The following is an 11,986-nucleotide window of genomic DNA, read 5'->3' on the forward strand; positions in this document are numbered from 1 at the left end:
AGGTCCCGGTCCACTTCTGCGACCCCGGAAGTCCCTGGCAGAAACGCCCTAGGACTTGCCGGGCGTCAGATCGCCGATTACCCCGATGCGGATGCCCAGCCACGGATAGGTGTGGTTGTAGAACACGTTGTCCTGCGGTTGCAGCCCGACAGCGGAGGGCCACATCTGGAAGGCTGGTGCGTTGGAGATTCCGCCGTGCAGCCGCCGCCACACCCGCAGGGAGCCCCGCCCGGAAGGGGGCGCCGTGATTGTGTCGGTCCACTCGACCGCGTTGCCGCCTTGGTCGAGCGTGCCCCACGGCGAGGTGGTCCTCGCCCCGCCGACCGTACCGAGGCTGCCCTGGTAGACCTGGGCATAGGTGTTGGGGTCAAGTCCGAACGGGTTGACGGTGGAGCAGGCGTCGGGCTGCAGCTGTCCCGGGCACCACGTCGGTGCCGGCTTTCCGTCCGCGTGGTACGAGGCCAGTGGCTGGGTCGCCGCGTTGGTGACATCACCGGTGGTTGGGTTGAGGACGCTGGGGTTGGGAGCGGTCGCCGCTCCGTCGCCGAAGACTCCCGGGTTGGTCGGGTACTTCCAGTAGGAGTAGGTACCGCCGCCGCGCGGGTCGTAGTAGGCCGCCTTGATCCACTCGTCCTGGCTCGGCAGCACGAAGCCCGTGCGATGGGTTCGGGTCGTCTTCGGCCGGGCCAGGTCGTACATCCCTCTCTCGGTCCGCGCCGACAGCCTGACCTGGTAGGTGACGTAGTCGAAGCGGCCATTGCCGCTGGACCGCTTGGAGATCAGTCGGCCGTTGTAGAGCGAGTTGACGAAGCGTGCCGCCCTCAGGAAGTTCGCGAAGCCGTACGGCTTGTCCGCCCACTCCGGAAACGCCACCGAGTAGTGACTGCCACTGGCAGCACTGGGAGAGAAGTTGATCTGACCGTACTTCGGCCACTCGGACGGGCTCTCCGTCCCGTCATAGAGACCCAGACGGTTGCCGCCATCCGGGTCGGCCGTATTCAGGAACGCCACCCACTGTCCGACGGTGACTTCGAGCTGCCCGATCTCGTAGCGATGGCGCACGCCGCCGACCGTCAGGCACTTGCTCGGGGACGGGGCTTCGGCGCACGAGCGGTACAGGGCATCCTTGAACGGGAGAATGCCCACTGAAGGGTTACCGGGCGCGCCGACCTTGACGGTCCTGAGTGTGATGACCGCGCCCCCGGAGGGGTGGTTGCTCCTGGAGGGACGCGGCTCGGCGGCAGCGGCACCGGAGCCAGCCGTTACGGAGGCGGCGAGCAACGCCGACAGCCCGCACGCCGCTACGACGGCCCTGCTGAGACGAGTTCCGCGGGATACGAAGTGCATGAGCATTCCCTTTCGGCCATGGGCAGCCCTCTCCACGACAACGACCAGCGCGGATCGGATCGGCGATCACTCAACGGTTGACACACGTTAACCTCATTCACTACTCTCCGCTTTCCATTGATCACGGAAACTGCATGGCTGGCCGTGGGCGGGCACCCTCGGCGGCCTCGCCCTCGGCCTGGCTCCGGTCACCCTCGCCTGGACGGTGGCGATCATCGGATTCGTCGGTTACCTGGCCGTGTCACAGCGCGACAGGGGCGCGCACGCGGCGGTATGAGGTGAGGCCGCGCGCTGTGTCGCCCCGGTGGGCTCTGCTGCGGGACACGGGGGCGGTCGGAGCCATCGGCACCGGCTTCGACCGCCCCGACGGGGTTCGCGGAGAGGGGGTGACCGGTCAGCCCATGTCCGTCAGGAGGGCGTTCAGTTCCTTCTCCTGCTGCGCGGGCGGCATCGGCGGGTTCGAGTGGTCGATGCCGAAGGTCCTCAGCACCTTGTCCATCTGGGCGTCGATGGAGGTCCACCCGGTCTGGTCCAGCGGCTGCAGCGAGGCCTGGTCGGCGTCCCACAGGTCACGCAGCGACTGTGCGGCCGCGTGCGCTCCCTTCTCGTTCCCGGAGCGGGCGTCCTTGAGCGAGGTGGAGGCGAGGGTTTTCAGGGCGGCGACCTTGGCGGGCGGGAACTTCTTCACCGCCTCGCCGGGAGCCAGCTGGACGGCGGAGGTGTTGTCCTCCTCCGGCGCCGGGCCGGTGTGCGGCTGGCTGTGGGCCCAGATCAGCAGGCCCGTGGTGGCGACGGCCAGCAGGCCGAAGCCGGCCAGAGCGACGCGCTCCTTGCGCAGGTCTCCGGTGCTGTGGGCGGCGTGGGCGGCCTCGTAGGTCTCGGTCACGTCCGAGCGCGTCACCGTCAGGTAGACCACGGTCGCCAGGATCAGGCCGAGGAAGATCAGGCTGGTGGTGAAGGTGCCCAGCGCCAGACCGGTCGGCTCGCCCGGCTGCGCGACCTTCGGGGAGGCGAGCCAGTCGCCGATGTTCGCGCCCAGCGGGCGGGTCAGGATGTAGGCGAGCCAGAAGGACAGCACGGGGTTCGCGCCGAACTTCCACAGCAGCGTGATCGCGGCGATGAGGCCGAGCGGCAGCAGGACCGACACGCCCGGGCTCCAGCCGGTGAGCTCGAGGGTCCAGTCGCCGGTCGCGGTGCCGAGCGCGAAGGTGACGAGTACGGCGAGCCAGTAGAACGACTCGCGCGGCAGCGTGGTGACCGAGTGGATCGACAGCGTGCGCTCGCGCAGCCACCACACGCCGAAGACCACCGCGAGCAGCACCGAGAAGACCGCGGAGCTGATCCACAGCGGCACATTGAGCTGGTCGGTGAGGATGTCGGTGTACAGGGTCCCCGTGACACTGACAACGACCACGGTCAGCCAGTAGGGGAACGGGACGTACCGCTTCAGCCGTAGCTGCACGGCCAGGACCACCACGAACACCCCGGTGAAGATCCAGGCCGTGTTCACCAGGCCGACGCCCAGCTTCATGTTGATCCAGTCGGCGAAGCTCTCACCTACGGTGGTGCACAGGATCTTGATCACCCAGAACCAGACGGTGACCTCGGGGACCTTGTTGAGCATGAGGCGCCCGTTGCGCGTGCGCGCTTCCGTTGTCGTTGTCATGCAGGCCAGGTTCGCGCGGGGAACCTGCAAGCAACCTGACTACGTGACCGTACCGGCGGCCGGGAGCGTCACCTCGACATGACCGCGGCCGTCCGCGATCGCGCGGACCTCCACACCGGCCGAGGCGGCGACGCGCCGGACCACCGGCAACCCCAGCCCGAATCCGTCGCCGCCGGTCACCCCCGCCTCGAAAACCCGCTCGACGTCCGCCGGATCGAAGCCCGGGCCGTCGTCCAGGACATCGACCACGACGGCCGCCCCCTGGATGCGCGCGGTGATCCACACCCGCGTCCTCGCATGCCGCAGGCCGTTCTCCAGCAGGGGTGACAGCAGCGACACGACGACATCGGGCGCGACAGCCACCTCGGTCTTCGCCGGAACGTCGACCTCCACCGCGCGAGGGCCGATCGCCTGCCGCGCGGCGGAGCGCAGATCGCACCGGGTCCCCTCGTCCTTGCGGGCGCGCGCGGCACGCAGGATCGTCGTGATCGCCGCGTCGAGGCGGTCGACCTCGCTCAGTACCGCCTCCGGCGGCACCGGCTCGCTGGACAGCTGAGCCAGCTGCGCCTCGCCCCGCAGGACCGTGAGCGGCGTCCGCAGCTCGTGGGCGATCTCGTCTGTGAGCCGGCGTTCGTCCGCGAGTGCGTTGTCGACGCGCTCCAGGAGGCGGTCCAGCGTCTGTCCCAGTTCCCCGAACTCATCCCGGGGGACGCCGAGATCGAAGCGGCGCCCGGGTTCGTGATGGCCCCATTCGTCGGCGAGGGCGGCCATCTCGTGCACGACTCGCAGCGCGCGGCGCACCACTACATGCGCGACACCGCCGGCGAGGACGATCGTGAGGCCGCCCAGGATCAGCGACAAGGTCAGACTGCGCTGCTCGGACGTCTCATAAGGCGTGAGGTCCACCCGGACGACCACCATCCCGTGGTGGTCGTCGACCGGGACCCTCCGCGCGTACAGGAGGGAGTCGCCGACGGTCACGGTCTGCGAACGCCCCGCGTCCACCAGCTCCTCGACCCGCCCGACCACGCTTGCCGGTACATTCCCGTCGATCAGGCGGCCATCCGCATACACCCAGGCGACCTCGTCCAACGCCTCACTGCCGTTCTCCGTAAGCACGACACGGCCGCCTTTCGCGGTGACGTTCGCCGCGACCGCCTCAGCGCGCGTACGGGCCAGATCGTGCGCGTCGGCGTCCGTCACCCTGCTCAACAGCACGTGCGAGACGACGACCAGGATGGCGACCACGACGGTGGCGATCAGGACGGTGAGCGCGACGACGCTTCTGCGGAATCCCGTCACTGCCATCGGTAGCCCACGCCGCGGACGGTCGCCAGCCGTTCGGCCACACCCAGCGGACCGAGCTTGGTACGCAGCCGGCGCACATACGAGTCGAGGGTGTTGTCGCTGACATGCGCCCCGTGCGGCCAGCCGGCGGCGACGAGGGCGTGGCGGCGCACCGCGTCGCCCTGCGAGGCGATCAGGCGGCCCAGTAGCCGGAACTCGGTCGGGGTCAGGCTCATGCTCACCGCGTCGTAGGTCACCATGTGCTTCGCCGGATCGAGGACGACCTCGTGTGATGCGGGCGCCACGGTGGCCCGGCGCAGCAGGGCCCGGACGCGGACAAGCAGTTCCGGGATGTCGAAGGGTTTGGTCAGGTAGTCGTCGGCGCCCGCCTCGAAACCGCCCACCTTGTGGTGCAGACCGTCCAGGGCGGTGAGCATCAGCACCGGCACGTCGACGCCGCGAGCCCTCAGGGCCAGGCAGACATCGCGGCCGTCGGCGTCCGGCAGCCCGAGATCCAGGACGACCAACTGGGGCATGGGTGCGAGCTGCCGTAGCAGGCTGTCTGCCGTGGCGGCAACGAAAACGGTGTGCCCGTCGTGCTCCAGGGCACGCCTGAGGATGCCGCGAACCGCCGCGTCGTCTTCGCACACCAGGATGAAGGCCACGTGCTGACCCTACTGAGCTTGATTGGGTGATGTCGGAGCCGTTCGTCTGACGGTGGCGGTTCGCTACGGTAGCCCTGGACCGTGAGATACGCGCAGAGCGCGGGTTGGCCGACGCCGGTGGTGACGATCCCGGGCGCGGTGTTCATCCTGGCGGACGAGGCACCGCGGAAGACCGCCGAGGTCATCGCCGCCGCTCTCGCGCATACGGCCTGACTGGCAGCGATCGGGCCGTCAGGACCGATTCCGCTTTCCAGACGTATTGTGACAATAGGTACCGCTCTCAGTGCGCGCGCATTGACACTTGGCGGAAGGAACGGCCATGTCCACTCCCGCAGCACCGCAGCCTCCTCTGGACACCGCCAAGCAGGAGGCGTTCGCGGGTGAAGTCCTCGACGTCCTGAACAAGAGCGCACTCGCACTGCTGACCAGCGCCGGTCACCAGTGCGGCCTATTCGACACGCTGGCCGCCCTCCCGCCGTCGACCAGTGCCGAGATCGCCGAGGCGGCGGGCCTGAACGAGAGGTACGTGCGCGAGTGGCTGGGCGGCATGGTCGTCGGCGGATTCCTGGAGTACGACCCGGAGCGGCGGACCTACGTCCTGCCACCGGAACACGCCGCCTGCCTGACGAGCTCGGCCGGCCCCGACAACCTGGCGGGGATCATGCAGTACCTCGGACTCATGGGCGAGGTCGAGCAACAGGTGGTGCGCTGCTTCCGAGAGGGCGGTGGCGTACCGTACTCGGCCTATCCGCGCTTCCAGAGGCTGCAGGCCGAGGAGAGCGCCCGGGTGTACGACCTGGCGCTCGTGGACACGATCGTGCCGCTGGTGCCGGGACTCGCCGAGCGACTGAGGGAGGGCGTCGACGTCCTGGACGTCGGCACCGGGCAGGGGCATGCTCCGCTCGTCCTGGCCCGAGAGTTTCCCGCCAGTCGCTTCAGCGGCCTGGACCAGTCGGAATCCGCCATAGAGACCGCACGCGCCGAGGCGGCGCGCTCCGGGCTCGACAACCTCCACTACACGCCGGCCGATTCAACACGGATCACCGGGGAATATGACGTCATCACCGCGTTCGACGTGATCCACGACCTGGCGCGGCCGGCCGAGACCCTGACGGCGATTGCGAAGGCTTTGCGCCCGGGCGGCACCTTCCTCATGGGCGACATCGCCGCCTCCAGCAGGCTGGAGGAGAACATCGGGCACCCCTTCGGTCCCGCGCTTTACACGTTCTCCGTCTTCTACTGCATGACGACCTCGCTCAGCGCCTGCGGCGCGGGCCTGGGCACGGCCTGGGGCCAGGAGACGGCGGAGCGGATGCTCCGGGACGCCGGCTTCGAGAGCATCGACATCAAGACCGTGGAGGGCGACCCGTTCAACGTCTACTATGTCGCGACCAAGCCCTGAGTCGACGCACGGGTCGCCTCAAGCGAATCCCCCGCCTCCCGCCGGGAGCCGATGTGCCGCGTCAGCATGAAGGCCGCGATCGGTACGAGGCCGTGCCACGCCGACTACGGGACTTGGATTCGTGATGTCTGTCAGCCATCTGTGACCAGGCCGGTGCCGGCCAGGCACCCGTCGACCAGGTCCGGGCGGTACTGGATCTGCTTGAGTCTGCGCTTGACGGCCCGGGTGATCTGCCCGAGGTCGGCTGCGGCGATGTTGCCGATGTCGCGCTTGACCAGCGACCGGATGCCCTCTTGCGGGTTCAAGTCCGGTGAGTGACTCGGGAGCTGGAAGACGGTGAGCCGGTCCGCGTGGTCGGCGATGAACCGGCGCATCGGTTCGACCAGGCGCATACGCAGGTTGTCCCATACGAGCACGATCGGGCCACCGAGCTGGATGTGCGCCCTGACCAGCAGGTCGCGCCAGCCGATGCCCTTCGGCTCGCCCTTGCGGCCCCGGTACTCGCGGACCGAGTAGAACACGTCCGTGCGCATGGCATGTCGTCCTTCGCTGCGGCACCAGCAACGGCACCTGCGACCGTGGTGGTTGCGTGCAGCGCCCTCCGCCTCCTGGGTCGATCTTGTACGGACACCGCACGAAAACCCATACGGGCCGAGTCGCATCCCTGTAGGACGGATGGTCGGGCTCGGCCTCGCCTCCCCGCGGTCTCGCGCCACGAGTAGGTCCGATGACGTCCCAGACCAGCGTCATGGCGGCATGGGAAAGGTCGACCGCCCTCCAGGCCAGTTTTCTGTTGGGGCCGTTTCCTTGGCTCCTCAGGACTCTTGCGGGGTGCACTCCTCGCAAGGCCAGGAACCCCAGACGATCGCCACGTGAATCGCCCTGCGCAACATGCGGACGACTCGTCGAACAACGACTCCGAGGCATTCCCCCGCGCCTCCGGCCTCAGGATGGCCTCAACACATGGTCCTGCCACAACTACGCCGAGCAGGACACGCCCCGATGGGAGCACATCGGCACGCATTCGTGCAGGTCAGTAGGCCATCTGTCGAATCAGACACGGTCAGGCGCCAAACTTGCGAGCAGCGGATTCAGTCCGTTCAGGCGAAGTTGACGATCCGGCAGGACAAATTGAACGTTTCCGCAGGTCAGAGCCCTGCACAGGTGGGGCGGGTGGGACTCGAACCCACGGCCGACGGATCATGAGTCCTTACGGGTGTTTCGCTCCCGTCCGGATTCCTTCCCTTGCCTTCCTCTTTATGCAGGTCACAAGGGTGGCGACCGCCGCTTCCTGCTCCGGTCTTCCTGATCGTTACCGGTCCTTCCGTCCACTGCGTGTCCAGTACGGGCCCACCATGCAGCCCTCCGCACGGCTACGGTTCCCTCTCGCCTTGCACGACCGATCCCTCTCCGGCTTCTCCATCTGCCACACGGCGACGACTTTGTGTGGGAAGAGAGACCCGGCGCGGCCATGTCCGCGAATCTCTGACGACGGCCCTGCGGCACCCGCCGGATGCGCCATGCTTGGAGGCCGTACGGCACCGCGCGTCTCGCCCAGCCTGTGGGCGCGAAGCGTGGCGTTTCCCTCGACGAGGTGCACTGATCAGTGAAGTCCGGTAAGTCAACCCTCGCAGCATGGCTCCACCGCCTCAGCGCCGAACACTTGGAGCGGGTACTCGCGGCACGGCCGGACGCCGTGTCCCCGCCGGAGCCCCGCTCGGTGAGCGAACTGGCCGAACGCCTGCAACGCCCGGGCTCGGTCGCGCTCGCGCTGCCCCGGCTCCCGCTGCCCGCCCTGCAGACAGCCGAGGCACTGGCGGCGCTGGGTGCGCCAGCCTCTAGGGACGTCCTGGCCGACCTGCTGAACGCGACGGAGGGCCGGGCCGCACGCGGTCTGGAAACGGCGCTCCAGACGCTGTCCACGCATGCGCTGGTCTGGCCGGACCGCGAGGGAGCACTGCGCATGGCCGCGCCCCCTGCGGCAGGCGTGGGACACGCCGCTCGGGCTGGACCAGCCGCTGGCGGCGCTGTCTAAGGACACGACCTCCGAGGAATTGCGCCGCATGCTCACAGCTCTGGGCGTGTGGCCTCCCGGCACCAAACCGCAGCGCCTCGCATCGCTCGTGGAGCACCACAGCGACCGGGCACGTGTCGCCGCGGTGGTAGCCCAGGCACCGGCCGACACCCGGAAACTGCTGAAACGCAGAGCGGACCCCGCGTACCGACCGCAGGCATTCGTCCTCTTCGGGAGCCAGCCCGCTTCTGAACCGGGTACGCGCTGGGCGCTGGAGCGGGGGCTGCTGGTCCAGCATCGATACGGCTACGGCCCCGCACGGATGCCCGCCGAGGTGGCGCTCGCGCTGCGCGGACCAGGCTGGCATCCTCCGTTCGACCCCGCGCCGCCCGTCACACCCCTGGTGCCCGTCTCCCCGGCGGAAGTCGACAGTGAGGCGTCCGCCGCGGCCATGGCGTTCGCCGCCCACGCCGCCTCGGTCCTGTCGGTGTGTGCGACGGCTCCGCCCGCCCGGCTGAAGTCCGGCGGCGTCGGAGCACGCGAACTGGCCAGGATCGGCAAGGCAGCACGCTGCGAGGAGACCGTCGTACGTCTCACCCTCGAGACGGCGTACGAAGCCGGTCTCATGGCCCGTGACGGCGACCGGGTCGCGACGACGGACGCCTACGACACCTGGGCCGAGTCGGAGCCCGCAGAGCGACTTCCGGTATTGCTGCACGCCTGGTGGACACTTGGGCTCACCCCCTCGCAGGCCCGCGACAACGACAACAAGGTGCTGCCCGCCCTGGCCGGGACCCCGTCCTGCGCCGGCTGCCTCCAGGCCCGGCAGGGGCTGCTCACCGCCGCTTCCCGGCTTCCGGCCGGGCAAGGCGCGAAGAACGCAGCCGAACTGGGGCCTCTTGCCCACTGGTCACGGCCACTCGCCGAGGTGCTGCCACAGGACGCGATGCCGTTCGCCACCGTGATCCGGGAGGCGGAGCTGCTCGGTGTCCTCGCTCGCGGTGCGCTGTCCCCGATCGGCGCCGCTCTGTCGGCCGACAGCACCGAGGAACTGGCCGCCGCCTGCCACCACTTGCTTCCCGCCGCCACCGCGACGGCCCGCTTCGGCAGCGACCTGACCGCTGTCGTCACCGGCACGCCCGCCGCGCGGCTGGTCACGCTGCTGGACTCGGTCGCCGACCGGGAGACCAGCGGCACGGCCTCGCTGTGGCGGTTCAGCCCGGCGAGCGTCCGCCGCGCCGTGGACGCCGGCCATCGCCCGGACTCCATCGAGGCCGACTTGGGTGCCGTCGCCGCGGGCCCGGTGCCCCAGCTCCTGTCCTACCTGATCACGGACACGGCACGCAGCCACGGCCGGATCCGCATCGCCTCGGCCGCCTGCGTCATCCACGGCGAGGAACCCGCCCTCCTCACCGAGATCGCCGCCCACCGCAAACTCTCCAGACTGGGCCTGCGGCACCTTGCGCCGACCGTCCTCGTCAGCCGCACCCCGCTGGAGAAAACCCTCGCCGCACTGCGGACCGAGGGATACGCGCCGGTCGCGGAGACAGCCGACGGAACCGTGCGCGTCGAACGACCCCGCAGCCCCCGGGCGACCGCGCCGGTACCGCCCCCGCGCAGAGCGGTCAGCAGGCCCAGCACCCCATCCCGCACGACCGCCACCCCGAAGCAGGCCGAGCTGGCCGCGCTGGCCACCCGACTCGCGGGCGCCCCACTGACCCATCCCGCCCCCGACCCCTGCAACGACATCCCCTTCGCCACCGATACCGAAGAAACCATCGCCGGATACGCGACCCAGATCCCCCACGCCGATGTCCGCCAACTCGCCCACGCCGTCGACAGTGGGACGGCGGTCACCATCGAGTACGTCGCCACCACGGGCAGCCGCACGATCCGCACCATCAGCGGCCTCGACCTCGACCCTCCGTATCTGTACGCCTGGTGTCATCTACGCGGTGCGGAGCGGGTGTTCACCCTGTCCCGGATCCACACGGTGATGCCCCCGGCATAACGCCCGGGCGACTGAAGGGCAGGTGGATCGCCCCCAAGTACGCGGGGTCGACATTTCCTCCGCCGCCTCAAGGGTGACACCGTACGGACTATCCCCACGTGGGCAGGGCCGACTTGACCGTCTCGGACCCCTCGACGCCAGCCTTGGACCTATCTCCGCAAGCGCGGGGCCGAATACGAGACCGTACCGGTCTCGCGCTGGATGACGGGGCTATACCCGCGAGCGCGGGGATAGCCCCGTGCAGGTACAGCGGCACGGTTGGGCCACGTCGTCGGCCCCACGCACGCGGGGATGACTCCACGTTGAGGCTGCCACGGATGTTCGTCTTGGCGTGAGCCCCGTGCACGCGGGGATAGCTCGCCGATGGCCGCCAGGCCCGGTAGGAACCGCCTTGGCCCAAGCGATCCCGCGATCCACGAGGAGGCCCGTGGCGCGCGGTGGTGCGTACAGTCGGCCCCATTACCAGAAGGACGGCTGGTGCGCTCCAGGAGACATCGATCACCGAGGTCAGAGGCCGACCGACGTGACCTGCCTTCGGAGATCAGGCTCGTGCGTCTCGCTGCTGAACTTCCTTGAGGACTCCGGCCACCGTCGCGAAGTCATTGTCCACGTGGAGGACGGTGTGCCCATGGTGTACAGCTGTCGCACACACCAACAGGTCGATCGCTCCCGCCGCCCGATGCTGGCCCCTCTGGGTCAGTTTGTACTGGGCGGTGTCGACCCACCGCCAGGCGCTCTTCGGAACCGGAGAGAGCAGACAGAGCGCGTCCAGTTCCTCGGCCAGCTCATCTCGGTGAGAGGGGCTGGTCGCCGAGTAGAGGAATTCGGCTCGTGTCGGCTCACAGACGTGGAACACCCCGGCGGCGATGTGTCCCTCCCAGGGGCGCAGCGCACCTGGGGTACGGAACAGATGCCACAGAGCCGAGGTGTCGACCAGATACGTGATCACTCGAAGGCCTCGCGCCGCGCACGCTTCTCGGCTTCATGCGCCGCTGCGGCCTGCTCAAACTCGCCGCGCTCACCTCGCGCGGCCAGCTTCTCCGCGGCCTCGAGCCTCCTGATCCGCGCTACGTAGTCCCGAAGGGCCGCGTTGACGGTCTCCTTCTTCGTCGTGGCACCCATGAGCCGCATGGCCTCGGCCAGTGCCTCGTCGTCGAGATCAATCTGCGTGACGGACATCGCACACCTCCAACGTCCACGATGTATGCACCCAGGATACATCACCAACATCGAGCGCGACCATCAATCACAAACAGACCACGCAGGGGAGGCGCGCCGGCGTCAAGGCGTTCACATGGGCCCACTTCTCACTGCGGGACGAGCTAGTGGAGACTTATCCGACGCCGACACGAAACACCCCATCAGCGCGATGCCCGACTTAACCGGAATCGGCGTCCAGACTTTGTCCAGACGATCAAGAAATCATGATCACCACGGGCCGCCAGGACCCTCCGACTCTCACCCTGACCGGGAAAACGCCTGGTCAGACGGTTTCTCCTCGCGTAGCGAGTGGTGGGGCGGGTGGGACTCGAACCCACGGCCGACGGATTATGAGTCCTTTGAGGATCTTGGCGACCCTTGTCGATCAATGCCC

Annotated in this window: 11 protein-coding genes; 4 read left to right on the top strand and 7 right to left on the bottom strand. The window is 68.7% G+C overall.

Annotation, left to right across the window (positions count from 1 at the left end):
* Positions 1-48 precede the first annotated feature (48 nt).
* From HDC93_RS26065 to HDC93_RS26080, 4 genes are all read right to left on the bottom strand, one after another.
* The gene (locus HDC93_RS26065) at positions 49-1,062 is read right to left on the bottom strand and encodes a hypothetical protein (RefSeq protein ID WP_260419772.1); all 1,014 of its coding nucleotides are present in this window, start codon (positions 1,060-1,062) and stop codon (positions 49-51) included.
* Between the two features lie 679 nt (positions 1,063-1,741).
* The gene (locus tag HDC93_RS26070) at positions 1,742-3,013 is read right to left on the bottom strand and encodes a hypothetical protein (protein WP_185013256.1); all 1,272 of its coding nucleotides are present in this window, start codon (positions 3,011-3,013) and stop codon (positions 1,742-1,744) included.
* A gap of 39 nt (positions 3,014-3,052) precedes the next feature.
* Complete coding sequence (locus HDC93_RS26075) at positions 3,053-4,321, bottom strand: sensor histidine kinase KdpD (protein ID WP_185013257.1); 1,269 nt, start codon at positions 4,319-4,321, stop codon at positions 3,053-3,055.
* Positions 4,312-4,965: a response regulator transcription factor gene (locus HDC93_RS26080; protein WP_185013258.1), complete on the bottom strand. Its 654-nt coding sequence runs from the start codon at positions 4,963-4,965 to the stop codon at positions 4,312-4,314. The genes HDC93_RS26075 and HDC93_RS26080 overlap by 10 nt, the downstream gene beginning before the upstream one ends.
* 81 nt (positions 4,966-5,046) lie before the next feature.
* Here HDC93_RS26080 and HDC93_RS38730 point away from each other — a divergent pair, with 81 nt between their 5' ends.
* Entirely contained in the window at positions 5,047-5,178 is a 132-nt protein-coding gene (locus HDC93_RS38730) for a hypothetical protein (protein ID WP_260419773.1), read from the top strand.
* 106 nt (positions 5,179-5,284) lie between these two features.
* Positions 5,285-6,367, top strand: a complete 1,083-nt coding sequence (locus HDC93_RS26085) for a class I SAM-dependent methyltransferase (protein ID WP_185013259.1) — start codon at positions 5,285-5,287, stop codon at positions 6,365-6,367.
* Between the two features lie 131 nt (positions 6,368-6,498).
* Here HDC93_RS26085 and HDC93_RS26090 read toward each other — a convergent pair whose 3' ends face one another.
* Positions 6,499-6,900: a transposase gene (locus HDC93_RS26090; RefSeq protein WP_398986482.1), complete on the bottom strand. Its 402-nt coding sequence runs from the start codon at positions 6,898-6,900 to the stop codon at positions 6,499-6,501.
* A gap of 1,073 nt (positions 6,901-7,973) precedes the next feature.
* On the opposite strand from HDC93_RS26090, the gene HDC93_RS38735 reads away from it, so the two are divergent.
* Complete coding sequence (locus tag HDC93_RS38735; protein ID WP_260419774.1) at positions 7,974-8,402, top strand: hypothetical protein; 429 nt, start codon at positions 7,974-7,976, stop codon at positions 8,400-8,402.
* A 28-nt stretch (positions 8,403-8,430) separates the two neighbouring features.
* Positions 8,431-10,392 (top strand): helicase C-terminal domain-containing protein, encoded by a 1,962-nt coding sequence (locus HDC93_RS39405; protein WP_311774623.1) that lies wholly within the window; start codon positions 8,431-8,433, stop codon positions 10,390-10,392.
* A 541-nt stretch (positions 10,393-10,933) separates the two neighbouring features.
* Here the strand turns inward: HDC93_RS39405 and HDC93_RS26100 are convergent.
* Positions 10,934-11,341, bottom strand: coding sequence for a PIN domain nuclease (locus HDC93_RS26100; RefSeq protein ID WP_185013261.1), 408 nt, complete (start codon positions 11,339-11,341; stop codon positions 10,934-10,936).
* Entirely contained in the window at positions 11,338-11,571 is a 234-nt protein-coding gene (locus HDC93_RS26105) for a type II toxin-antitoxin system VapB family antitoxin (protein ID WP_033530157.1), read from the bottom strand. The genes HDC93_RS26100 and HDC93_RS26105 overlap by 4 nt, the downstream gene beginning before the upstream one ends.
* Between the last annotated feature and the right edge of the window lie 415 nt (positions 11,572-11,986).

The organism is Streptomyces sp. AK010, assembly GCF_014207295.1.
Lineage (GTDB): Bacteria > Actinomycetota > Actinomycetes > Streptomycetales > Streptomycetaceae > Streptomyces > Streptomyces massasporeus.